General features: G+C 69.7%; 19 protein-coding genes and 1 pseudogene. 16 read left to right on the top strand and 4 right to left on the bottom strand.

Annotated features, from left to right (window positions below):
- Positions 1-422 precede the first annotated feature (422 nt).
- Both ACP59X_RS03960 and ACP59X_RS03955 read left to right on the top strand, forming a co-directional pair.
- Entirely contained in the window at positions 423-1,079 is a 657-nt protein-coding gene (locus ACP59X_RS03960; RefSeq protein WP_428565288.1) for a PDC sensor domain-containing protein, read from the top strand.
- Positions 1,080-1,385: 306 nt separating this feature from the next.
- Positions 1,386-1,730 (top strand): methyl-accepting chemotaxis protein, encoded by a 345-nt coding sequence (locus ACP59X_RS03955; RefSeq protein WP_428565286.1) that lies wholly within the window; start codon positions 1,386-1,388, stop codon positions 1,728-1,730.
- 141 nt (positions 1,731-1,871) lie between these two features.
- On the opposite strand, the gene ACP59X_RS03950 is transcribed toward ACP59X_RS03955, so the two are convergent.
- The 4 genes and pseudogenes from ACP59X_RS03950 to ACP59X_RS03935 form a co-directional block, all read right to left on the bottom strand.
- Positions 1,872-3,122 carry a DUF190 domain-containing protein gene (locus ACP59X_RS03950; RefSeq protein WP_428565284.1) on the bottom strand — a complete coding sequence of 417 codons (1,251 nt, stop codon included), beginning with the start codon at positions 3,120-3,122 and terminating at the stop codon, positions 1,872-1,874.
- 660 nt (positions 3,123-3,782) lie between these two features.
- The gene (locus ACP59X_RS03945; protein WP_428565282.1) at positions 3,783-4,979 is read right to left on the bottom strand and encodes a [Fe-Fe] hydrogenase large subunit C-terminal domain-containing protein; all 1,197 of its coding nucleotides are present in this window, start codon (positions 4,977-4,979) and stop codon (positions 3,783-3,785) included.
- Positions 4,980-5,157: 178 nt separating this feature from the next.
- Positions 5,158-5,496, bottom strand: a pseudogene (gene mobA / locus ACP59X_RS03940) (molybdenum cofactor guanylyltransferase); the annotation flags it as partial.
- Between the two features lie 98 nt (positions 5,497-5,594).
- Positions 5,595-6,014 (bottom strand): formate/nitrite transporter family protein, encoded by a 420-nt coding sequence (locus ACP59X_RS03935; RefSeq protein ID WP_428565280.1) that lies wholly within the window; start codon positions 6,012-6,014, stop codon positions 5,595-5,597.
- 860 nt (positions 6,015-6,874) lie between these two features.
- Between ACP59X_RS03935 and ACP59X_RS03930 the strand changes: the two genes are divergently transcribed.
- From ACP59X_RS03930 to ACP59X_RS03865, 14 genes are all read left to right on the top strand, one after another.
- The gene (locus tag ACP59X_RS03930) at positions 6,875-7,066 is read left to right on the top strand and encodes a hypothetical protein (protein WP_428565277.1); all 192 of its coding nucleotides are present in this window, start codon (positions 6,875-6,877) and stop codon (positions 7,064-7,066) included.
- Between the two features lie 1,269 nt (positions 7,067-8,335).
- Positions 8,336-9,982, top strand: a complete 1,647-nt coding sequence (locus tag ACP59X_RS03925) for a methyl-accepting chemotaxis protein (protein WP_428565275.1) — start codon at positions 8,336-8,338, stop codon at positions 9,980-9,982.
- A gap of 53 nt (positions 9,983-10,035) precedes the next feature.
- Positions 10,036-10,629 carry an anthranilate synthase component II gene (locus ACP59X_RS03920; protein WP_428565273.1) on the top strand — a complete coding sequence of 198 codons (594 nt, stop codon included), beginning with the start codon at positions 10,036-10,038 and terminating at the stop codon, positions 10,627-10,629.
- On the top strand, positions 10,626-12,191 hold the full coding sequence (pabB, locus tag ACP59X_RS03915; protein ID WP_428565271.1) for an aminodeoxychorismate synthase component I: 1,566 nt from the start codon (positions 10,626-10,628) through the stop codon (positions 12,189-12,191). Before ACP59X_RS03920 ends, pabB begins: the two co-directional genes overlap by 4 nt.
- Entirely contained in the window at positions 12,175-13,014 is an 840-nt protein-coding gene (locus ACP59X_RS03910) for an aminotransferase class IV (protein ID WP_428565269.1), read from the top strand. The genes pabB and ACP59X_RS03910 overlap by 17 nt, the downstream gene beginning before the upstream one ends.
- Positions 13,015-14,143: 1,129 nt before the next feature.
- Complete coding sequence (locus ACP59X_RS03905; RefSeq protein WP_428565267.1) at positions 14,144-14,998, top strand: sulfide/dihydroorotate dehydrogenase-like FAD/NAD-binding protein; 855 nt, start codon at positions 14,144-14,146, stop codon at positions 14,996-14,998.
- The gene (gltA, locus tag ACP59X_RS03900; protein ID WP_428565265.1) at positions 14,976-16,406 is read left to right on the top strand and encodes an NADPH-dependent glutamate synthase; all 1,431 of its coding nucleotides are present in this window, start codon (positions 14,976-14,978) and stop codon (positions 16,404-16,406) included. The genes ACP59X_RS03905 and gltA overlap by 23 nt, the downstream gene beginning before the upstream one ends.
- 387 nt (positions 16,407-16,793) lie before the next feature.
- Entirely contained in the window at positions 16,794-18,326 is a 1,533-nt protein-coding gene (locus ACP59X_RS03895; RefSeq protein WP_428565263.1) for a DUF2193 family protein, read from the top strand.
- A 50-nt stretch (positions 18,327-18,376) separates the two neighbouring features.
- A complete protein-coding gene (locus tag ACP59X_RS03890) occupies positions 18,377-19,141 on the top strand; it encodes an MIP/aquaporin family protein (protein WP_428565260.1) in 765 nt (254 codons plus the stop codon).
- Positions 19,142-19,241: 100 nt separating this feature from the next.
- Positions 19,242-20,108, top strand: coding sequence for a methylene-tetrahydromethanopterin dehydrogenase N-terminal domain-containing protein (locus ACP59X_RS03885; RefSeq protein WP_428565258.1), 867 nt, complete (start codon positions 19,242-19,244; stop codon positions 20,106-20,108).
- Positions 20,105-21,259: an ATP-grasp domain-containing protein gene (locus tag ACP59X_RS03880; protein ID WP_428565256.1), complete on the top strand. Its 1,155-nt coding sequence runs from the start codon at positions 20,105-20,107 to the stop codon at positions 21,257-21,259. Before ACP59X_RS03885 ends, ACP59X_RS03880 begins: the two co-directional genes overlap by 4 nt.
- Positions 21,256-22,707, top strand: coding sequence for a GTP cyclohydrolase MptA (gene mptA, locus ACP59X_RS03875; protein WP_428565254.1), 1,452 nt, complete (start codon positions 21,256-21,258; stop codon positions 22,705-22,707). Before ACP59X_RS03880 ends, mptA begins: the two co-directional genes overlap by 4 nt.
- A 23-nt stretch (positions 22,708-22,730) precedes the next feature.
- Positions 22,731-23,213 carry a 6-pyruvoyl trahydropterin synthase family protein gene (locus tag ACP59X_RS03870; RefSeq protein ID WP_428565252.1) on the top strand — a complete coding sequence of 161 codons (483 nt, stop codon included), beginning with the start codon at positions 22,731-22,733 and terminating at the stop codon, positions 23,211-23,213.
- A gap of 19 nt (positions 23,214-23,232) precedes the next feature.
- Complete coding sequence (locus ACP59X_RS03865; protein ID WP_428565250.1) at positions 23,233-24,690, top strand: DUF6513 domain-containing protein; 1,458 nt, start codon at positions 23,233-23,235, stop codon at positions 24,688-24,690.
- Positions 24,691-24,700 lie beyond the last annotated feature (10 nt).

The raw sequence follows: 24,700 nt of genomic DNA, 5'->3' as shown, positions 1-24,700 counted from the left end.
GCCGGGCTGCCGACCGTGCAACGGCCTGCACTGCAACCGTGCTGCGTGCAGGGATGGCCTGTTGCACGGCCACGGCAGGCGGCAAGGCCTGTCCCGGATTTTCGCAAGGCCGGGACCTTGGCGCCGCAACGCCGCGCCTTTGCGTAACAATCCCTGGCAATGCCGCCGCATTCCCCTGTCCAGCCCCAGCCCATCGCCAGCGATCCCACCGGCCCAGGCACGGCAACGCCCTCGCGGTCCGTTTGTTGCAATCCCGCGAACAAATACACCCACTCGTCAGGGAGTCTCGCCTTCGGGCCGGGCCATCGCGCCTTTGCCCGGAAGCGGCAAGGCCAAGGCCAGGCGCCGGCACCGCCCGCGCCCGGCCGGGGCAGGCACGGCAGCGTTCGTCCGTTTGTCCCCCACCAACAAGGGAGCACGCCATGCGCAGGTTCGGCATCAACGGCATCCTCACCCTGTACGTCACCCTGGCCCTGACGCTCGGCATCGCCGCCCTCGTGGCCTACGTCTCGGTCTCGACCCACGACCTCACCACCGAGGCCGAGCAGAAGTCCCTGCTCCAGACGGCCAACCTGAGCGTCCAGACACTCAACATCTTCATCGAGGGCGCCCAGCGGGCCGCCGCCGGCCTGGCCGCCCAACCCGATGTCGTCGCCGGCCTGGAAGGCCGGCCCGAGCCCCTGGCCGCCCTGGCCACGGGCGAGGGGTTGGTGCGCTACCGGCGCGACGGCGAGGACAAGCTCATGGCCGTGGCCCGCGCCCCGGGCACGGGCTGGGTCATCGTCATGTCCGACTTCGAAGCCGACCTGCTGGCCGGCGCCTCGCGGCAACGGCTGGTGCTGCTGGTCATCGGCCTGGGCGTCCTGGCGACCCTGGCGGCCGTCATCCTGTTCGAGAACCGCCGCCTGGTGTTCGCCCCCTCAAGGCCATCGGCACCTACACGTCCCACGTGGCCGCCGGCGACTTCTCCGTGGCCCTGGCCGGCAACTACCGCTGCGAACTGGCCGCCCTGGCCGACGACATCCGCCGCATGGTCGGCGAGCTCAAAAACAAGCTCGGCTTCGCCCAGGGCGTCATGAACGGCATCCCCACCCCCTGCGCCATCATCGGGCCGGACTGCAATATGCCCTGGGTCAACCGGGCGATGTGCGAACTGCATGAAAAAACCGGCCCGCCCGAAAGCTACGTCGGCCAGCCGGCGGGCCTTTTCTACTACGGCGACGCCAACCGGGCCACGGATTCGCAACGGGCCCTGCGCGAACACCACGCGATCACCGCCGATCGCGTCCACCGCACGCCCTCGGGCCGACAACTGCGCATCACCATCATCACCACGCCCTTCTACGACATGGACGGACAGGTCCTCGGACCGGACGGCCGCGGCCGTGGAAGAGGCGACCAGCCTGGCCGAACGCTCGGGCGCGGCCCTGGCCGCGATCGTGTCCGTGGTCGAGGCGGCCGGCGACCAGGTCCGGGCCATCGCCACGGCGGCCGAACAGCAATCGGCCACGGCCGAGGAAATCAACCGGGCCGTGGACGCAATCAGCCGCATCGCCGCCCAGACTGCCACGGCCATGGCCCAATCCGCCCAGGCCGTCGGCGATTTGGCCGGCCAGGCCCAGGACCTGACCGGCCTTGTGGCCGACATCGGCGGCAGCGGCGACCGGGCGGCCATCGCCCTCGGCCCGGGGCGGCCCCTGGAAAAAGGGCTGCCCCCGGCCTATCAGTAGGCAGGTGTGAAAAGAGGATGCCGCGCCATGGGAGGGCGGCTTCCCCGGGCCGGCCCGGTGGCGGCCCCGCCGCCGGGCCGGGCAGCAAGAAGGGGGGCCGCCGCCCCCCGTCGAAACATTGTCGCTCGGCCCCGTCCCGACCTATGTCCCCGCGGCCATGGGGGCGGCCAGGCCCGAAAGCGCCGCTTCCCGGTCCACCAGGCCGGCAAACCGGCCGTCCTCGCCGGCAACCACCAGCACCTCGGCCCCCCGTTCCACGAACAGACGGGCCATCTCGGCCAGGGGCGTGGCCGGCCCGATGACCGGCATCCCGGTGCAAAGCGCGTCCCGGGCCGCGCCGGCAAGACGCTTGGCCCCGGGTTCGCCGCGCATAGCCGCCACGAGCGCCGCCAAAAGCCCTGCCCCGGCCGTGGCCAGGCACCACTCGGCCAGGGACCGGCCGGTCACCAGCCCGGCCAGCCGGCCGGCCGCGTCCACCACCGCCAGCCGTCGGCCGGGGCTTGCGGAAAAAAGTGGCAACACCGCGGACAGCCGGGCCTCGGGAGCCACGACCGGCGGCGCGGCGCAGGCCACATCGGACGCGACCAGGCCGGCCCCGGATGCCAAGGCCGGAAACTGCGCCGCCGCCACCACCGGGTTGGCCACGGCCCGCAGCACGTCCGCCCGGCCGACGATGCCGGCCAGTTCCCCGCCGCCATCCACCACCGGCAAACGCTTGCAACCCGCCCCGGCCAGGCGGGCCACGACCAGGGCCAGGCTGTCCTCGGGCCGCACGACCCGCGCCGGCACGGTCATGGCAACGGCGCAGGACAGCCCCACGGCGTCCAGGCGGCGCAGGAACTCGCCCAAGGGCCGCGGCGGCAAGGCCCGCAGCATGTCCAAGTCGAGGCCCAAGCCCGCCCGGGCCAGCACATCCCGGCCCGTGACCAGCCCCACGGGCCGGCCCTCGGACACCACCGGCACGCCGCCCACGCCGCGGCACAGCAGCAACCGCACCGCCTCCACCACGGGCGTGGCCGGCGCCACCGAAGCCACGGCCTCGGTCATGACGTCGCGCACGCGCCGGGGCAGGCGGAACACGGCCCCGGCCTCCTCCACGACCACCGTCCCCGGGCGGGCCACGGCCCGGACCTCGGGTAAAAAAGCCTCGATGCGACCGGGTGTATCCACGATTTCCACGACCACGGGCAACGCTTCGGCCAGGCGCAGGATCCTGGCCGTGCGCGGCCGGCCCTGGCCGCCCAGGCCCATGGCCCCGTGGCTGACGGTGGCGCCGCACAGCCCGTGGCGCAGGGCCCTGGCCACGATCCAGTCGGCCAGGGGACGCCCCTCGCGCAGCAGGCCCCGGCCGAGATACAGACGCAAGACGCGGGCATCGACGAAGGACGACATGGCTGTTCTCCTTGGGGGGCGATGCGGCAGGCCGGCCGGCGCCGACGCGGCAAGGGCGGCCCGTTGCGGTTGCCGTCCCGGCGGGGTCGGATCCATGAAGAGGGCTTGCGGGATGCGTCGCAAACCCTCCTCAACAACCGGCCCGGCACACCGTCGACCGGGCGGGCCGCCCCGGCGCGTCAGGCGCGGCCCGTCCGCCGTGTCAACCGGCTCCACCAGCCGCCACGCCGCCGGTTTTCCGGGGCGCCTGCCTCGCGGCCAGCGATTCCTTACGGAAAAGCAACATGCATGCCAGGCCCGGCCCACGGCCGTTCGATCGCCGCCAGCCAGGCCCCAGGCGGCCAAACACCCCGGCCACCTGGCCACGAAACGCGGCGCAGCGAACATACAATATCTTGGAATAAAAGAGGATAAAGAAGGTTCATCACCCGTTTCGAGGATGTACCCGGCGACCCTCGCCATCTCCCGGTCCGCGAGGATGGCGCGGGTCCCCCAACGCGGGCCTGGGCGAGCCCTGTCACGAGATGGGACAGGCAGGTGTCTCCATTTGCGACAGCGCAGCATGCAATTGCACGGCGCCGCCGCGAACGGCGGGATGTCGTCTCGGGTCGCGCCCTCACCGTCACGGCAGGCTGTCCCGGGGGCGATACCGGAGAGCCTTTACGGGTTTTGCACAAATGGTCCTGGGAGAAGCCCCGGCGGGCAAAAAGCTTCCGCCCCCTGGAATCCCATTGGGGCCAACCCTAGGAGCCGCCGGCTTCCTTGCGGGCCCGCTCCAGGCGGTAATAGAGGGTCCGGATGGAGATGCCGAGATAGCGCGCGGCCTGGGTCTTGTTGCCGTTGCAGCGCTCCAGGGCCTCGGCCACGCTTTGGGCCTGGGAATCGTCCTGGACGGTGCGTTCCAGGCGCTTGCGGGCGGCGGCGCGAGCCTCCTCCAGGTCCCGGGCCGGTGCGGCGCCGGGCGCGGCGGCGCTTAAGAGATTGCCGAAATGCTCGGCGCGCAGCCACGTTGGCCAGGCCCGAGACCACGGCCACCTTGAGGTTGAGCTTGCCGACCTTGACCGTGGCCTTGCGCACGCCTTCGCCGCCGCGCACGAAGGTCATGTCCACGGACGGCACGGGCTCCTTGGTGATCAGTTCGTAGCCCGTGCGCAGGGCCGCCTCCATGACGCCGCCGGTGGCGCCGAAGATGTTGCCGGCGCCGGTGTAGACGCCAAGCGGCTTGTCGAAGGCCTCGTCGGGCAGGTCGGCGAAGTCGATGCCAGCGTCCTTTATCAGGTAGCCGAGCTCGCGGGTGGTCAGGACCACGTCCACGTCGCGGTAGCCGCTGGACTCCATCTCCGGGCGTTCGCTCTCGAACTTCTTGCAGGTGCAGGGCATGATCGAGACGGAAAAGACGTTTTGCGGCTCCACGCCGTCGACCTTGGCGCTGTAGGTCTTGAAAAGCGCCCCGGCCATCTGCTGGGGCGACTTGCAGCTCGACAGGTTGGGCAGCAGCGCCGGATAGGTCTGCTCCAGGTACTTGACCCAGGCCGGGCAGCAGGAGGTGAACATGGGCAGCGTCCCGCCCTCGGTCACCCGCTGGATCAGCTCCGTGCCCTCCTCCATGATGGTCAAGTCGGCGGTGAAGTTGGTGTCGTAGACGCGGTCGAAACCCAGGCGGCGCAGGGCGGCGGCCAGGCGGCCGGGGGTCAGGCTGCCAAGGGGCAGGCCGAATTCCTCGGCAATGGACACCCGCACCGCCGGAGCGCACTGGACCATACTGAAAAGCCCCTTGTCGGCCAGGCCGTCCTTGACCCGCAAGGCGTCGCCCCGGTTGAAGGCGGCGAAAAGCGGCTCCTTGACCGAGGCCGGCATGCCCCGCTCGGAGAGCTTGCGGTCGCGGGGGGCGATGTCCTCGTCGAAGATGGAGGCATATGACCGCCTCCTCGACGAGGCGGATGCGCAGGGCGGGGAAGACATCCACGACCTTGGCCTGGCCCCGCAGGAGATGGTCCTCGAGGACCGGGGCGCAGTCCGTGGCGTAGATGGCGTGCAGGGGTTCGAGCAGGCTGTCGTGGCGCGGCACGAGCACGTCCTCGTGACCCAGGGAGGCGCGCATGGCCCGCACCAGCGGCGCGGCGAGAAAGGGCATGTCGCAGGCGAAGACGAAGGCGTGGCTGGCTTCCAGGCCGGACAGGGCGGCGTGGATGCCGGCCAGTGGCCCCAGGCCCGGGTGGATGTCCGCCACCATGGTCAGGCCCAAATGGGCGTGCCGGTCCGGGGTGTTGGTGACGAGCAGCGGCTTTTGGCCAAAGAAGTCCCACAGGCGCAGGCACACGTGGGCAAGCAGGGGCCGCCCGCCGAAGGTGACGCCGGTCTTGTCGCGGCCCATGCGCCGGCTTTTGCCGCCGGCCAGGACCACGGGAGCCACGTGCTGCGTTGCGCGGTATCGCATGGTGGTCTCCTGCGCTTGCGGCCTTGGCGCCCGGGCTACTCGTTGACTGCCTTCTTCATGCAGGCCACGACGTTGGTCGCTTCCTTGCACTGGCGCACGTAGCTGAACCAGTAGAGCGTGGCCACGAACAGGCAGCTGCGCAGCAGTTCGTAGGTGCTGATCTTGCGGTCCATGTAGGCGACCCAAAGCAGGCAGTTGCCGGTGAAAAGCTCCGCCCCGCCGTTGATGACGATCATCAGGCCCACGGAGAAGATGGAGGCCAGCATGAACCGCTGGAAACCGGCCCCCAGCGCGGTCAGGTCATGGGAGACCATGATCGAGGTCTCGGCGCCGAAGGAGATGTAGAAGCCGGCGGCCAGGTCCAGGACGAGCATTTTGGGCACGGACAGCTTCACCCGGGCCTGCTGGATGCTACAACAGTTCTTCGCGACATCCGGTGGTGCAACAAAAGCCATAACTCCAACCTCCTCAAAGTGTATTATGAAAATGAACCGTAGCGAGACGGGAAAGCCCTCGCCACAACGCCAGCAATCTTTCATCCACCATCAGGTACAACAGCCCTACTCCGACACAGAATAAAGGACGGCTTCGCATACTTCACCTGATTTCCCCTCATGCCTTTGGCAAATCCACGTATTGCTTTGCATGATCCGAGTAGTATTGCGCCATTAGCAGCATGCATGCCAATTGCCGGCCACCGGGCGAGAAACGGCAGCCCACCAAGGCAACACCACAGAATTACATGAGAAATTATGCAAGATTCCAGACAGACGGCGGCCCGCCGCCCGACGGTGACCCGCCCCTGTGCTAGGCTCGAGCGGCCTGTCCGCCGTCGGGCGGCCTTGGGGCGGGGGGCGCCTGCTCCGGAAACGATGACAAAAAGATCTTCGAATTAAGGCAATTACGAATACACACCGGCTCAAGGAGGAGGGCGGCGCAACGGGCAACCATGCAATTGCACGGCTTGCAGTTGCACGGCCCCTTGCAGACGGGGACGCGCGCGGTGGCTGTGGCCGAAAAAGGACCAGGGCGCGGGCGTTATTTCAGACCAAACCCAGCGACAATACATACCACAAAATTGTCGCTGGGCGTCCCATAATGTCACTTCCCCAACGGTCCTGCGGTTGGCGGGTCACGACGCTGTAACGACAACCATTTAATATCAAAGACTATTCAAAATGGCACACCTCTTGCTAGTCTTGTCAGGCGAAAGGCGCTCGGCCGCCACAGCGGCAAAAAACGCCACCCGGAACCCCCGGGCAGACAAACACCGCCCCGGCGCAGACCGCGCCAGGGCCCAAAACAGGAGATCGCCATGGGAACCGCCGAGGAAAGACTGCAGCAGGCCAAGGATTTGTTGGATTACTACCAGTACGGCAGCCAGGGCCTGGATTCGGGCCTCAAGAGCATGTTCCTGTCCAAGTCCGCCGTCATAGGCATGGTCTTCGAGACCCTGGGCCTCATGTCGCAGCGGGAATGGGAAGAATTCGCCGGAGTCACCCAGTGAGGGCGACAAACAGGCCGGCGGCGGCCCCCGCGGCCGGACGCCCGACGTCCGACCGCGCCTCCCGCCGCCGTCGCCTGCCCCTCCCCGCTTCCCTCGTGTCGCGTCCGCCAAGGCAGGGCCTGCGGATGCTCCTGACAATCCGCTCGCAGAGCGCTTTTTCCTAGGGACGCCACACGAGGGCCGTCCCCGGCGGTGGAGACGGGGTCGCGGCGGCAAGCGCGACCCGGTTGCGGCAACGCAGCACCGCCCTCCGCCAACCGGTCGTCCCCGTCCACGAGGCCACGGCCGACACCGCCTGCCTCACCCCCCTGTCTCCGCTCAAATGGCCACAAGCGGCCGCCGCCCGGCCGGACAGGCTGGCGCGCCCTGTCGGCACCAGGCGCCACCCGTTGCATTCCGCCTGCTTTTCCCTTAGTTGATGGCAAACAAGACCCTCGGCGGGCTGTCCCGCGACGCGCGCCCCCGGCGCCGGCGGTGGATGTCGGCGCTTCCCGCCGCGAAAACGCAGCCCACAAGGAGGCCGCGACAGCCCTGTCGCAGACGCACGCTCCGGTCACGCCCCATCCCCACCTTGCGATCACTATAAACACCACCGTTGAGAGGGACAGTCGCAAGGCGGGCGCAACCACATGTCCCGCCCGTGGAGGGAGTCGACATCCTTCATACATTGCTCCTTGAGGCATTGATCCGCGTTGGGGTTCGCTTCACCCAAAGCTCATCATGAAAGGAGTCGCCATGACCTGGTGGAATGAAGATGCTCGACCCAAGGCTTGTTGTCCCTCGATCACGACACCCGCGTACCGCCCACGGCGCCGCGGCCCGCTGCGGCCGACCGCCCCTTGCCCCGGCCACGGCACGGCTGCCGCCAACCTGACGGGCAGGCAGCCCTGGCTCCGCCGGGCCGATTGCCGGCCTCACTTGGTCTCCTCCCTGCGCCAGGCTTCGCCGCCCCCGGGCCGCGCGCGCTCCCACGCCCCGCGCGCCATCCCCGGTTGCGGCCCACCGCCCGGCCTGGCCTCTCCCCGCCGGACGTAAGCCCGCGACCGGTGTGCGACAGGGCCGGCCCGGCCTTGGCCGCGGCGTTTCCCGGTTTGGCCCGCCCCAAGGCGCCAACCGCGACCGCCCCGGGCCAGGCCGCCCGCCCATCGACGCCGGACCGGCGCACCCGCCCGGCCGGGCCATCCCGCCGGACCGGATGCCGCCACAACGCGGTCGGGCTCACGGCGCACACCCGCGCCAGTGCACAGCAGCCTCAGCGAGGGTCACACCATGCGACAGCCATCCCTGCGTTTCGTTCTGACCGCCTCTGTCGTCCTCCCCGTTCTCGTCGGCCTGGTGGCGCTTTTCGGCTATGCCTCCCATGGCGCTTCAAGCCTGGTCACGCGCCTGGCCCAACAGCCCGCCGACGCGGCCAGCCTCGGCGAGGCGCTCCTGCACCAGCGCCTGTGGCTCGCCGCCCTGGGCCTGTGCACCCTGGGCCTGGCCGGGGGCGCGGCCTGGCTCGCCGCCCGCGCCTGGGTCACCCGTCCCCTGGACCGGATGCGCGCCTACGCCGCCCGGGTCGCCGGCGGGGATTTCAAGGCCTCCCTGGACGGGGTTTTTCGCGGCGAAGCCCAGGCCCTGGCCGTCGAGCTGCGCCGGCTGGTCGGGGAATGCAAGACCCGGCTGGGCTTTGCCGAAGGCGTGCTCGTCGGCATTCCCACGCCCTACGGCATCGTGAGCGCGGACGGCACAATCAGCTGGACCAACGCCGAGCTCTACGGCCTGCTCGAAAAAAAGGAATCCTGGGAAGCCTATGTCGGGCAAAACGCCGGCCAGTACTACTGGAACGACGCGAAACGCGAGACGCTCCTGGACGCGGCCCTGCGGCAACGCAAAGCCCAATCCGCGGAATTCGACTACACCAGCCCCTCGGGCAAGGCCAAACGCATCGCCGAACGGGCCACGCCCTTCTACGATTTCGACGGCACCCTCATCGGCGCCATCTCCTTCTGGGCCGACCTGACCCAGCTCCACCGGCAACAGGAACGGATCACCCGGCAAAACGAGGCCATCTCCCGCACCGCCGCCCAGGCCACGGACGTCAGCAACGGCATCGCCCAGGCCGCCACGGAACTGTCGGCCCAGATCGAACAGGCCAACCAGGGCGCCCAGGAACAAAACGACCGGGTCCAGGCCACGGCCGCCGCCATGGAGGAAATAAACGCCACCATCCTCGAAGTGGCCAAAAACGCCTCCGCCGCGGCCCAAAGCGCCGACGACGCCGGCGGGAAGGCCCGGCAAGGGGCGCAACTGGCCGGGGAAGTGACCGCGGCCGTGGCCGCCGTCCGCGACGAGGCCGACATCCTGACCGCGACCATGCGCTCCCTCGACGACCAGGCCCGGGGCATCGGCGCCATCATGGACGTCATTTCCGGCATCGCCGACCAGACCAACCTGCTGGCCCTAAACGCGGCCATCGAGGCGGCCCGGGCCGGCGACGCCGGGCGCGGCTTCGCCGTGGTGGCCGACGAGGTGCGCAAACTGGCCGAAACCACCATGCAGGCCACCAAGGAAGTCGAACAGACCATCAGCGGCGTCCACAAGGGCATGACCGACGCCGCCGGGCACGTGGAACAGGCCGTGGCCCGGGTCGGCCAGGCCACGGCCCTGGCCGGCCGTTCGGGCGAGGCCCTGCTGGCCATCGTCGCCATGGTCGAGGCCGCCAGCGACCAGGTCCGGGCCATCGCCACGGCGGCCGAAGAGCAGTCCGCCACCTCCGAGGAGATCAACCGGGCCGTGGAAAAAATCAGCGCCATCGCCGCCCAGACGGCCCAGGGCATGCGTCAGTCGGCCACGGCCGTCTCCCGCCTGGCCGGGCAGGCCAAGGAACTGGACACGCTCATGGCCGGCCTGCATACGGACGCGGCCGCCTGAACCGGGCACGGACCGCAATGCCCCAACCGGCCACCGCCAGCCCAAGGACAGCCATGCAACAACCGGCCCGTGTCGTCATGATCGACAACTACGACTCGTTTACCTACAATATCGTTCAATATATCGGCATGCTTGGCCATGCGGTCCAGGTCGTGCGCAACGACCGCATCGACGTGGCCGGCTTGGCGGACCTGGCCCCGGACTACCTGGTCCTCTCCCCCGGGCCCAAGGCCCCGGCCGATGCCGGCGTGTCCCTGGCCGCCATCCGCGAACTCGGCGGCCGCATCCCCATCCTGGGCGTGTGCCTGGGCCACCAATGCATCAACGAGGCCTACGGCGGCCGCACCATCCGCGCCCCCGTGGCCGTGCACGGCAAGGTCAGCGCCGTGCGCCACCAAGGCGCGGGCATCTTCGCCGGCTGCCCGGCCCCCCTGCGCGCCGCCCGCTACCATTCGCTGGCGGCCGACCCCGACCGCCTCGGCCGGGGGCTTCGGGTCACGGCCTGGACGGACGACGGCGTGGTCATGGGCCTGCGCCACGAACACGTGCCCGTGGAAGGGGTGCAGTTCCACCCCGAATCCTTCCTGACCCAGGACGGGTTGCGGCTTTTCGGCAACTTCTTCAGCCAGTATCGAGGCCGGTCATGACCCAGCCCGCCGTCACCGTCCGCCCGCTGCCTTTCGGGGCCGAGGGCTTCCACCGCCTGGCCCGGGCCTGCCGGGGCAGGCCCCACTGCGTCTTTCTCGACAGCCGGCTGGCCGACAGCCCCTTAAGCCGCCGTTCCTATCTCGCCTTCGATCCCGTGGCCGTGGCCCGGGTCCACGGCCGGGTGACACGGATCGACTGGTGGCCGGGCCGCGTCGAGGAGCACCGGGGCAACGCCTTCGCCATCCTGCGCCGGCTGCTGCGGCCCCACCGCGTCGACGCGGCCGCGCTGCCGCCCCCGGCCGATGACGGCTTCCCCGGTGGCCTGGCCGGCTACCTCGGCTACGGGCTGCGCCACCAGGTCGAGGCCCTCCCGGCCAGGGCCGTGGACGACCAGGGCATTGCCCAGGCCGTGCTCGGGCTCTACAATTTCGCCGTGGTCCTCTCCCACGGCGAGGACCGGGTGTTCCTCACCCACTTCGCCCCCCAAGCGCCCTGCCCCCACCCCGACGCCCAGGCCCTGGAAGCCCTGCTGCTGGCCGCCCTGGACGAGGCCCCGTCGCCGGCCGGGGCGGCCCCGGCCCTGGTCGAGCCAAGCCCGGTCACGGCCCTGATCGGTCCAGGCCCGGCCACGGCCCCGGTCGGGCCTGGACCGGTGGTGGAGACCAGCCTGCCCCGCCAGGCCTACCTGGAGGCGGTCGGGCGCATTCGGGAATACATCCTGGCCGGCGACATCTACCAGGCCAACCTGACCCAGCGCTTCCGGGTGCCCCTGGCCGGCCGCTGCCCCTGGGGGCTCTACGAGCGCCTGATGGCCCTCAACCCGGCACCGTTTTCCGCCTACCTGGACTGCGGCGACGCCCAGATCCTGTCGTCGTCGCCGGAACGCTTCCTGGCCGTGGCCGGGGACCGGGTGGAGACGCGGCCCATCAAGGGCACGGTCCGCCGGGGGGCGAGCCTGGCCGAGGACCGCGAGCTGCGGCGCTGGCTTGGCCAAAGCGCCAAGAACCGGGCCGAACTGGCCATGATCGTGGACCTCATGCGCAACGACCTGGGCCGGGTCTGCCGCACCGGCTCGGTGCGGGTGGGGCCGTTCCCGGAAATCGAGACGTATGCCTCGGTGCACCATCTGGTGGCTTCGGTCACGGGCCAACTGCGCCCGGAGGCCGACGTCTTCGACCTGCTGGGGGCCACCTTTCCGGGCGGCTCCATCACCGGGGCGCCGAAGATCCGCGCCATGGAAATCATCGACGCGCTCGAACCGGTGGAGCGCGGCGTCTACACCGGCTCCATCGGCTACGTCGGCATAAACGGCGCAAGCGACTGGAACATCGCCATCCGCACCCTGGTGGTGGCCGGCGACGCGGTCACGGTCGGCGCCGGGGGCGGCATCGTCATGGACTCCGACCCGGCGGAGGAATACGAGGAATCGCTGCTCAAGGCCGGCAACCTGTTGCGCGCCCTGGGCCTGGGCGAAGCGGTGCCGGCCGACACGGTCGACGGGGCCGGGGCGCCCGGCCGGGACGTCGAAAGAAAGGAGGCGTGCCATGCGCGTCTGGCTTGACGGGGCGCTGGTCGCGGCCGACGCGGCCCGCATCGCCCCCGGCGACCGGGGGCTGACCCTGGGCGACGGCCTGTTCGAGACGATGCTGGCCGTGGACGGGCGCGTCGCGCACCTCGAGGCCCATCTGCGCCGCCTGCGGGCCGGGGCGGCCCTGCTGCGCCTGGCCCTGCCGCCCCTGGACTGGCCGGCCGTCCTGGCCGCGACCCTCGAGGCCAACGGCCTTACCCGGGCGGCCCTGCGCCTGACCGTCACCCGGGGCGTGGCCGCCCGGGGGCTGCTGCCGCCGACGCCGCCGCCCGCCCCCACGGTGCTGGTCACCGCCGCCGCGGCGCCGCCCGATCCCGGGCCGGCCCGGTGCGTGGTGGCGACCATCACCCGGCGCAACGAACACTCGCCCCTTAGCGGCGTCAAATCCCTCAACGCCCTGGACAACATCCTGGCCAAGCTGGAGGCGGCCGACCGGGGGGCCGACGACGCCCTGCTGCGCAACACCGCCGGCCGCATCGCCGAAAGCAGCCTGGCCAATGTCTTCGCCGTTACGGGCGGCATCGTGCACACGCCGCCCCTGGCCGAGGGCGCCCTGCCCGGCACCCTGCGCGGCGCGGTCATGGCCCGCTGCCGGGTGCGCGAAACCCCGCTTGCGGTCGCGGATCTGGCCCGGGCCGACGAAATTTTCCTGACCAACAGCCTGGGCATCCGCCCGGTGGTGTCCCTGGACGGCCGGGGCTTCGCCCCGGGCCCGGTGGCGGCCTCCCTGGCCGCCCTGGCCGAAGGCGAGGACCCGTGGGCCGCCAGGCGGGCGGATAGCGGCAACAGGCTATGATAACTCCTTTTTCTAGCCTCTTTGTGGCCCTGGTTCGGGCTGGCCCCATCTCGTATGCTAAAATAAACATAATAAAAATCACTTGCACGGTTGCGCCGCTTGGGGTAATGAAACTTTACTAATGGTATTTTTTAGGCTTTGACAGGGTTCGCTGCCGCGCTACGAGTTGTTCGCGCGTCAGCCGTAAGTGGCCAGCCGGCCAGCGCGAAGAGGCGCGGCCGGGAAGGCTGAGCACCCCGGGCGGCGGGAGCCGCCGGCAGCACACCAAGCGCCATCGAGGCAGGAGGCCGAGCGCCGCAGACGAACCAGGTACGAGCATCCTCCCCTGCGATCATTATAAACACCACCGTTCAGAGGGGCAGTCGCAGGGGGTAGGCAAAACCGTTTGCCCCGTTAGTGGAGGGAGTCGATATACTTCATACAATGTTCCTGAGGATATCATTCGCAACTGGGACGAGCAGCCCAAATGCCATCAGGAAGGAATGTGCCATGACATTGTATAATGAAGAGTATCGACACAGCGTCCCTTTTCACACGAACGGCCTCAACAACAACCAGACCTCCGAAAAGCGGCACCACCACAGCCGCCAGTCGCATGCCGCCTCCAGGCAAGGCCTTCGGGCCGCCGCGAGGCCCTGCACTGGTGGGCTCGGGGTCGTTTTTTTCTCACGCACCGCGCCCCCGTCCTTGCCACCATGCCTCTCCCCGACCCGCGAGGAAGCGCCACACCGGCGTTTCGTCCGGGCAGTGCGGCCCGAGGCCCGCGACCCGGCCGCTGCCCGGCCGGAGTGTCACGGCCTTCCCGTCCTGAAACGACGCCTGTCCCGCAGCCGACGCGACGGCCCCGTGGCCTAGGGTCCGCGACGTCCTGAGGGGCGCGCCGCCGCAAGGCCCGCGCGGCCCCGCATCACGTCCGCGGGCGCCCGGCAAGTCGGCTTGGCCGCTTTTTGCGGCACCAGGCGAAGGACACACCTGCACACAGGGAGACAGACATGGTTTATTGTCTATGTTATTATATCCAATTTTTCTATAATTGTCAAATTTGCGCCGCCACACCCCCCTCCCGTCAGGACGGCCGCCGCACCGGCGACACCGCCCGGCGGCCGGCCTGACGTCAAGGAGCCGTGCCGTGGCCAACACCATCCTGCGCAAACGCCGCCTCATCCCCGGCCAGACCAGCGAACTGGTCATCGACGCCCCCCATGTCGCCGCCAAGGCCAGGCCGGGCAATTTTGTCATCCTGCGCGTGTGCCCAACCGGCGAACGCATCCCCCTGACCATCGCCGACGCCGATGCCGACGCCGGCACCATCACCCTGGTCTACCTCGTCCTCGGCAAGACCACCGCCCACCTCGACACCCTGGAGGAAGGCGAGGACATCCTGGACCTGTGCGGCCCCCTGGGCCAGCCCACCCACATCCGGCCCCACGACGGCCGGGTCCTGTGCGTGGGCGGCGGCACGGGCATCGCCGCCATGCACCACATCGCCAAGGGCCATCACCTGGCCGGCAACCGCGTGACCGGCATCATCGGCGCCCGCACCAGGGACCTGCTCCTGTTCGAAACGGAGTTGGCCGCAGTGTGCGACACCGTCCTGGTCGCCACCGACGACGGTTCCCACGGCCGCAAGGGCCTGGTCACCCACCTGCTGGAGGAATGCCTGGGGGACGGCGAGCCTGCCGCCGAGATCGTGGCCGTGGGCCCGGTGCCCATGATGGCCGCCGTAGCCGAGGTGGCCGGCCGCTGCGGCGTCCCCTGCCTGGTCAGCCTCAATTCCATCATGCTCGACGGCATCGGCATGTGCGGCGCCTGTCGGGTCAGCGTCGGCGGCGAAACGCGTTTCGCCTGCGTGGACGGGCCGGAATTCGACGGCGGCCTGGTGGATTTCAAGGAGCTCGCCCAGCGCCTGACGGCGTTTCGGCCCATGGAACAACAATCCTACGCGGAGTATCAAAAACACCATGTGTGCCGCTGCGCCAACTGACCGCAAACGGGCCAAGGCCCCGCGCACGCCCATGCCCGAGCAGCCGGCCAAGGTGCGGGTGGGCAACTTCGGCGAGGTCGCCCTGGGCTACACGCCGGACATGGCCCTGGCCGAGGCGGCGCGCTGCCTGCGTTGCAAGAAACCCGCCTGCGTGGCCGGCTGCCCCGTGGGCATCGACATCCCGGGGTTCATCGCCGCCCTGGCCGACGGCGACCCGCGACGGGCCTATGCCGTCATCCGCCAGACCAACTCCCTGCCGGCGGTCTGCGGCCGGGTCTGCCCCCAGGAAACCCAGTGCGAACAGGCCTGCATCCTGGGCAAAAAGCACGAGCCCGTGGCCATCGGCCGCCTGGAGCGCTACGTGGCCGACGCCTTCCTGGCCGACGATGCCTGCGAGGAGCTCACCGGCGCCCCGGCCTGCCCGGCCGGCCTGGAGGATGTCCGGGTGGCCTGCATCGGCGCCGGCCCGGCCAGCCTCACCGTGGCCGGCAGCCTGGCCGCCCGGGGCATCGGCGTGGACGTCTACGAGGCCCTGCACGAGCCGGGCGGGGTGCTCGTCTACGGCATCCCGGAATTTCGGCTGCCCAAGGCCGTGGTCGGCCGCGAGGTCGCGGCCATGCGGGACCTTGGCGTGCGGTTTTTCACCAACTGGGTCGGCGGGCGCACGGTCACCGTGCCCGAACTGCTGGAGAAGGGCTACCGGGCCGTTTTCATCGGCGTGGGCGCCGGCCTGCCGACCTTCCTCAACATCCCGGGCGAAAACCTCATCGGCGTCTTCTCGGCCAACGAGTACCTGACGCGGGTCAACCTCGGCCGGGCCTACGCCTTTCCCGACTGGGACACGCCGGTCTACCCGGGCAAGCGGGTGGTGGTCTTCGGCGCCGGCAACGTGGCCCTGGACGCGGCCAGAACGGCCGCCCGCCTGGGCGCCGAGCGCGTGGCCATCGTCTACCGCCGCACGGAAAACGAGATGCCGGCCCGGCGCGAGGAAATCCACCACGCCAAGGAAGAGGGCATCGAGCTTTTTTGCCTGCACGCTCCCCTGTCCTTTACCGGCGACGCCCAGGGCCGCCTCGTCTCGGTGCTGCTCCAGAAGATGCGCCTGGGCGAGCCCGACGACTCCGGCCGCTGCCGGCCGCTGGCCTGCGAGGGCGAGTTCTGCGAGCTGGCCACGGACATGGCCGTGGTGGCCGTGGGCACCCGGGCCAATCCGCTCCTGCCCCGCACCACCCCGGGCCTGGCGACCAACCGCTGGGGCTACATCGGCGTGGACGAGGCAACGGGCGAAACGAACATCCCCAATGTCTTTGCCGGGGGCGACATCGTCACCGGCGCGGCCACGGTCATTTCGGCCATGGGGGCCGGCCGGCGCGCCGCCGCGACCATCGCCGGGAGGCTTTTGGCATGAGCGCGCTCCGGTACGCCAATCCCCCGGCCCCCCGGGCCAGGCTCCCGCCCGGCGGTCACGGCGCGCCCAGCGCGGCGGGTGGCTCCCGCCCGGGCGCCCCGTGGCCGGGTGAGGCCGGCCTGGCCCAAAAGCCGTCTCCCAAACGCCCCCTGTGAAACGACAACCCAAAGGAGGATGACCAGCCCAGGAATGGCAACACCGCAAAAAACGCTCTCCCTCCCCCGCGATCTTTATAATCACCACCGTCAAGAGGGGCAGTCGCGGGGGAATGGGCAACCCATGCCCCGTCAGTGGATGGAGACAGGCTGCTGGCAAACGATGCTTCGTAAGGAGTCCGCTGCTGTTGGGATGCATGTTACAAACAAGCTCATCAGAAAGGAGTCCATCATGTCCGTGTACAAGAAAATGATCGACGAGGCTCTTGGCGCGACGCTGGCGGTTTTCGGGGTTATCAAGGAGAAGCGCGGCGGCATCTTCAAGCTGACGGATTGCAAGCCCTACGTGGATGCCGTCAACAAGATGACCGTGGGCGAAGGCCAGTCCAAGGAAGTCATCGACCTGCACGTCCAGTCGGTCAACGCCCACTACGACATTCTGTGCAGCCTGACCGACACCATCCGGCCCGAGGACGACCCCTTCGTCGAGCACTACCAGACCCCGCCCATCCTGGAGATCCTCTATGAGGCCGACCCGTCCTTCAAGGCCTCCATGGACACCTTCATCGAGGCCATCGGCGCCAACAAGGCCCTGGTGGGCCTCGAAAGCGTGCGCCGGTACGGCGGCATGTACGGCCTGACCTGCGTCGTGGACTTCGCCTTCTCCTGCGGCTCGGTGCCCAACCTCGTCAACCGCATCCTGGCCCCCCTGTCCATCCCCTCGGACCACAAGAAGACCATCCTGTCCTCCAAGTCCTGGGGCATGAACACCTCCTATGGCCTGGGCGGCGCCTTCCGGGCGGCCATCGAGGCCGGCAAGACGGCGGCCGAGGCCGAGGAAGCCGAAGTCGCCCAGATGCAGTACATCTACCAGGAGCCGGTCGAGGCGCAGGCCAAGTTGATGGACACCCACAACCTGGGTGGCCACGGGCCGCACACCTCGTTTGACACCCGCAAGTACATGGCCCAGTACAAGGAGCGCATGAAGCCCTATGTGCTGGCCGCCTTCAAGGCCGGCGTCCATCCGGCCAACATCGTGACCGTCCCGGCCTACTGCGTCGGCGACGTCGGCCACCACATCGCCCAGTCGGCCTTCAACATGTTCAAGGACGACATGGCCTTCGGCATCTACGAAGCGGTCATGGGATGCTTCAAGAGCACCATTTACCGCGGCCTCGAAGCCGGCGCCTACAAGAGCCCCTACGACGTCCTGTCCGTGTCCACCGGCGCCCCGGCCTGCGCCACCGCCTACATCCTGTGGAAGGACAGCTTCACCGTGCCCATGGTCGTGGACCTCTTGAGCAAGCGCTTCAGCAACTACGCGGCCATGAACCCCAAGCGCGGCGAGGCCGACGAACTGCACAACGCCGACTTCCTGGACATCCTGACCCGCGGCGAGAAGATCCTCGACATCACCCCCATCGGCCAGGGCGGCAAGATCAAGGGCGTGGAAGTGGACCTCTCCCCCATCGACAACAGCGAAGTCGTCTCCAACCCGCAACGCTACACCTATCCGGCCTGCGCCATCACCCAGCGTTTCGCGGCCCTGATGAGCCTGGCCGACTTCCCCTGCTACCTGACGCCGGAATGCACCACCGCGACGCTTATGACCAACTGCATCGCCCTGAGCCCGGCCCAGGCCGGTTCGCCGGTGCGCGGTTGCAAGGACTGCGCCGCCACCTCGCTTATAAAGCGCAACGTGCCCTTCGTTACCGGCGCCCTGGCCGGCGCCAAGGGCTACTGCAACTGGAACACCGCCATCTAGGACGCCTCAGGGCACCCGCCCGAAGCAAGACGTACGGAGGTATCTTCGGAATGGCGGCTCCTTCGCTCCTGAAACGTTCCCTCGCGGAACTTGTCGGAACCTATGCCCTGGTGTTTCTGGGGACCGGCTCGGTCATGACCACGGTACTGCTGGCCAAGGGCCGGCCCGTGATCGACAACGCCTTCCATGTCGGCATCGACATGGCTGCCTGGGTGGCCATCGGCCTGGCCTTCGGCCTGACCGTCACGGCCATGATCTACTGTTTCGGGCACATTTCCGGAACACACATCAACCCGGCGGTCAGCGTGGCCCTGTGGGCGACCAAGCGCTTCCCGACCCAGGACCTGGCGGCTTACGTCATCGCCCAATGCGCCGGCGCGACCCTGGCCTCGCTGTCGGTGGCCGCGGTCTGGGGGGCCCGGGTCATCCCCACGGGCCTGGCGGCCACGGGCATGTTCGATGGTGTCAGCTACGGCCAGGCCTTCCTGTGCGAGGTCATCCTGACCTTCATCCTGGTCATGACCATCATGGGCTCGGCCGTGGACAGCCGCTGCCGCGGCGGCTTCGCCGGCCTGGCCATCGGCCTGGTGGTGGCGGCGGACATCATCGTCGGCGGCAACGTCACCGGCGCCTCGATGAACCCGGCCCGTACCTTCGGCCCCTACCTGGCCAACATCCTGGTAGGCGGCCCCAACATGTGGGCCCAGTACCCCATCTACCTGTTCGGCCCCCTGGCCGGCGGGGTGCTGGCCGCCTTCCTCTACGACCTGATCGGCGACCCCAGGGGTGCCGAAGGCGAATGCAAGCTGGAGTAGCCCTCACGGCTTGACGCCGGACACGGAAACCGCAACCCGTCGCGGGGACGACCCCGTCCCCGCGACGGCCACCCCGGCCCAAGGGCCGCAAGGACAGCCGATGAAAAAAAACCTCTTGCTGCAGCTCGACACCGACTCCCTGCCGAGCGCCTTCGACGCGGTGGTGGCCCACGACGCCGGGGCAGACGCCCTCCTCGCCCGTGGCGGCGTGACCCCGGCCGACGTGCGCAACCAGATCTACGGCCTGCTTTTCACCCGGGGCATCCCGGACCTCAAGTACTCGGCCGCCTTTGTCGGCGGCTCGGACGTGGCCGCCGGCGAGGCCCTTTTCGCCGCGGCCAAGGAAAGCTTTTTCGGCCCCTTCCGCGTATCCGTCATGCTCGACTCCAACGGCTGCAACACCACCGCCGCCGCGGCCGCGGCCAAGATCCGGGGGGCTATGGCTCTGGCCGGGAAAAAGGTAGTGGTCCTGGCCGGCACCGGCCCCGTGGGCCAGCGGGCCGCCGGGCTCCTCGCCGGCGAGGGGGCCGAAGTGGTGCTGACCTCCCGGCGCCTGGACCGGGTCGAGGCCGCCTGCCGGGCCGTTGCGGCGCGTTTCGGCGTGACGGTGGGCGCGGCCGAGGCCGCCGACCCGGCCGGCACCGAGCGGGTCCTGGCCGGTGCCCAGGCCGTGCTGTGCTGCGGCGCGGCCGGGGTGCGGCTCGTGCCCGAGGCCCTGTGGAGCGCCCACCCCGACCTGCTGGTCGTGGCCGACATCAACGCCGTGCCGCCCCTTGGCGCCGAGGGCGTCGAGGCCAAATGGGACGGCGAGGAGCGCCACGGGAAAAAGCTCTTCGGAGCGCTCGGCATCGGCGGGCTCAAGATGCGCGTGCACCGCGCCTGCCTGGCCAGGATGTTCACCCAAAACGACCTGGTCTTCGATGCCGAGGCCATCTACGCCGTGGCAAAGGAATTCGCGACGTCATGACATTTCTTCTGGCCGGAGTGAGCGTCCGGGCCCTGGCCCAGTCCGCCGTGCGCGCCGGCTATCCGGTCGTGGCGGCGGACTATTTCGGGGACGCCGACCTGGCCGGCCTGGTCGCCGGCCGCTCCCTGCTGCGCCATGGGCAAACGCCCTACGACGCCCGCGGCCTGCCCGGCCTGGCCCGGGGGCTGGAGTACGGCGCCCTGGCCTACGCCGCCAACCTGGAAAACCATCCCCGGGTGGTGCGGGCCCTGGCCGGCGGCCGCCCCATCGCCGGCAACACGCCCGAGGTGCTGGCCCAGGCCCGCCACTGGCCCACGCTGCGCCGGGTGTGCGCCGAGGAAGGCCTGGCCATGCCGCCGACCCTGTTTGCGGGCGAGGAGGCCAAGGCCCGCAACCAGATCGAATGGCTGCGCAAACCGGTCAAAAGCGGTGGCGGCCACGGCATCGGCTTCTGGGACGGCCGGCCCCTGGCCAGGGGCTGGTATCTCCAGGCCTGGGTGGCCGGGGTGAGCGCCTCGGCCGTTTTCGCCGCCAACGGCCGGGAAAGCGTGGTGCTGGCCGTCACCGAGCAGGTCGTCGGCGACCCCAAGCTCGGCGCCCACGACTTCCGCCATTGCGGCAACATCGAGCCGCTGGCCCCGGAGCTCGGCGGCGGGCCGGCCCTGACCGAGGCCCTGGCCGACATGGCCGGCCGCCTGACCCGACGCTTCGGGCTTCGCGGCGTGTGCGGCCTGGATTGCATCGTCGCCCACGAACCGGACGGCTCCCCCCGGCCGATGCTTCTGGAAATCAACCCCCGTCCCACGGCTTCGGCCGAACTGGTGGAGGAACGCCGCCTGGCCAGCGTCTTCGACGTGCACGTCCGGGCCGCCGCCGGGAACCTGCCGGCGCCGCCCGCGCGGCCGGAAAACGCCGGCTACCTGGCCAAGGGCATCGCCTTCGCCAGGCGACCCTGCCGCATCCCCGAGGACACCGCCTGGCGGCGCCCCGGACTGCGCGACCTCGGCCACCCGGGCGACGCCATCGCCCCCGGCCGGCCCATTTGTTCCATCGTGCTGCCGGGCGCGACCCGCCGGGCCGCCCTGGAAGGGCTGCACGCAGCGGCGCGCGACCTGGAACGCCACCTCGCCCCCAAGGAAAACGCCTCATGAACCCACTGCACACCGTCTATCTGGGCCTGGGCAGCAACGGCGGCAACCGCCAGGCCAACATCCTCCAGGCCCTGCAGCACATCCGGGCCAGGGCCGAGATCGGGCCGGTCTCCTCGTACTACGAGACCGATCCCCTGGGCTGCCCCGACCAGCCCAAGTTCTACAACGTCGCCTGCCGCATACGCACCGACCTTGGCCCCCGGGCCCTGCTGACGCTGCTCAAGCGCCTGGAAAAGCGCATGGGCCGCCAGGAGAGCGTCAAAAACGCCCCCCGGCCCATCGATATCGACATTTTGCTCTACGACGACCTGGTCATCGACGACGGCGACCTGGCCGTTCCCCATCCCGGCCTGGCCGAGCGGCCCTTCGCCCTGGTGCCCCTGTCGGAGATCGCCCCGGGCCTGGTCCACCCGGGCCTTGGCCGCACCGTCGAAAGCCTGCTGGCCGGGCTTCCCCACTGGGGCGTGGCCCGCCTGAGCCTCAAGCCGCGCCTGGGCCTCGACGTGCAGCAGGAAAAACCGGCCGTACCCCTTGGCCTGTCCCGGGTGGGCGTGACCAACCTGCGGCGCAACATCCAGCTTTTGGGCAATGGCAAGCCGGTGCTTTTTAACGCCGAGCTCGACCTGTTCGCCGACCTGGCCCCGGACCAGGCCGGGGTGCACATGTCGCGCTTCGGCGACGCCGTGGAGGCGCTCATCCAGGAAATGACCCTGGAGCCCATGCCGGACATCGAGTCCCTGGCCGGAAAGCTCTCCCGGCGGGTGGTGACGGTCCAGGGCGCGCTGCGCTCCGAGGTCCACATCCGGGCCCGCTCCCCCCTGCAAAAGACCACGCCGGTCTCCGGCAAGACCTCCGAGGACCTCTACACCCTCATCGGCATCGCCTCGACCACGGGCGAGCGGACCCGCTGCCTGGTCGGCGTCGAAACCGAGGGCATGACGGTGTGCCCCTGCGCCCAGGACATGGTGCGCGACTATTCGCGCGGCCTGCTCCTGGAGGAAGGCTTCAGCGCCCAGGAGGTGGAACGCATCCTGGCCGCCATCCCCATCGCCTCCCACAACCAGCGCGGCCGGGGCACCCTGCTCGTGGGCTCGGACATCCAGGTGCGGGCGGAAAACCTCGTCCACCTGGTGGAAACGGCCATGAGCTCCGAAACCTACGCCATCCTCAAGCGGCCCGACGAGCTGTTCGTGGTCAATAAGGCCCATCGCCAGCCCCGCTTCGTCGAGGACGTCGTCCGGGAGATGCTCTACAGCCTGGTGGACATCTTCCCGGACCTGCCCGACGACGCCTTCGTGCTGGCCAAGCAGGAAAACCTGGAAAGCATCCACAAGCACAACGCCTTTGCCGAACGCTACGGCACCCTGGGGGAGGTGCGCCGGGAACTGCGCGGCGAAGGCCTGGGCATGGCCGCCCACACCAGCCTGGATCAATGGCTCAAGAGTTAACCGCAACGCCACGGGGGCACACCATGCACCGCGTCACCATCGAAAAGGGCAACCTGCGCTTCAGCGCCGCCCACTTCATCTCCTTCGCCGGCAAGTGCGAACGCCTCCACGGCCACAACTACGCCGTGTGCGCCACCCTGGCCGGCGAGCTCACCGACGACCGCTACGTCTTCGATTTCGTGGAGCTCAAGCGCATCGTCAAGGACCTGTGCGACCGCCTGGACCACCGCTTCCTGCTGCCGCGCCAAAGCCCCTGCCTGACCGTGACCGAGGCGGACGGCGAGGTGGAGGTGCGCTTCAAGAACCGGCGCTACGTCTTTCCGCGCCACGACGTCCTGGACCTGCCCCTGGACAACATCACGGCCGAACGCCTGGCCGAGTACCTGGCCGGCGAACTGGCCGCCGCCCTGGCCCCCAACCCCAACCTGTCCCATATCGAGGTGGGTGTGGAGGAATCCCCGGGCCAGACGGCCTATTTCCGCCTGACCCTGGCCGGTGGCAAATAACGCGCCAAACGCCCCAGCCATGCCCGACACCCTGTTCGTCACCGGCAAACTGGCCGCCCCCGCCTTGGCAGCCACACTCGAGGCCATGCGCCCGGCCTTTTCCTACGACATCGCCGTGCTGCCCATGACCGTGGCCGCGCTCATGGACACGGCCTGGATCGCCCGGCACCTGCCCGACGCCCGGGGCTGCGCCGCCGTCCTGCTGCCCGGGCTGTGCCAGGGCGACACGGCCGCCCTGGCCGCCCAGCTCGGCGTGCCCGTCGGGCGCGGCCCGGCCGACCTCAAGGACCTGCCCGTCCACTTCGGCGGCAGCCGGGACCTGTCGGGCTACGGCCCCTACCGCACGCAAATCCTGGCCGAGATCACCGAGGCCCACGCCCTGCCCCCCGAGGCCGTCCTGGCCAGGGCGCGGTACCTGCGCGAGTCCGGCGCCGACGTCATCGACCTCGGCGGCCCGCCCTCGGGGCCGTTTCCCGGCGTGGGGGAGATGGTCGCCCGGCTGCGGGCCGAGGGCTTTCGCGTCAGCATCGACAGCTTCGACCCGCCGACCATCCTGGCCGCCGACCGGGCCGGCGTCGAACTGGTGCTCTCGGTCAACGGCGCCAACCTGGAGGTGGCCCGGGAGCTGCGGGCCACGGTGGTGGTCATCCCGGATTTCGGCGAAGGGCTCGAGTCGCTCGAACGCAACGCCGCAAGGCTGCGCCAGTGGGGCGTGGCCCACGTCCTCGACCCCATCCTCGACCCCATCGGCTTCGGCATAAGCGAATCCTTCTGGCGCCTGCGGGAGGCGCGGCGCCGCCATCCCGACAGCCCCATGCTCGTGGGCCTTGGCAACGTCACCGAGCTGACCGAGGCCGACAGCCCCGGGGTGACGGCCGTGCTGGCCGGGGTGCTGGCGGAACTGGATATCGACTACGCCCTGACCACCGAGGTCGCGCCCTGGACCCAGGGTGCGGTGCGCGAACTCGACCTGGCCCGGCGCATCATGCACTACGCCGTGTCCAGCCACATCCCGGCCTGGGGCATCGACGACGGCCTGCTCGTGGCCAAGGCCGCCCCCCACGCCACCTACGACGACGCCGAACTGCGCGAGATCCAGTCGCGCCTGCGGGACAAAAACATCCGCATTTTCGTCGGCAGCGGCCGCATCACCGTGCTTGGCCGCGACCTTTTCGCCCAGGGCGACGACCCGGCCGCGCTTTTTGCCCGCCTGGGCGTCACGGACCCCGGCCATGCCTTCTACCTCGGTCGCGAGTTGGAACGGGCGGCCACGGCGCTGCGCCTGGGCAAGAAATACGTCCAGGACGCCCCCCTGTCCTTCGGCTACCGCTCCCGCCCGGCCCCGCCCCGGCCCCGGGAAACCGCCCGGCGGGAACAGCCGCAACCGGCCGCCGGCCAAACCGAAACCAACCGGTCCGAACAACCTGTGGGAACGGCCCGCACGCCTCGCCCCGAAAACGGCGAGGGCAACGACTGAGCGAAAGGGG

The organism is Solidesulfovibrio sp. DCME, from assembly GCF_049995385.1.
Taxonomy (GTDB): domain Bacteria; phylum Desulfobacterota; class Desulfovibrionia; order Desulfovibrionales; family Desulfovibrionaceae; genus Solidesulfovibrio.
This window is presented reverse-complemented; position numbering and strand designations above follow the sequence as displayed.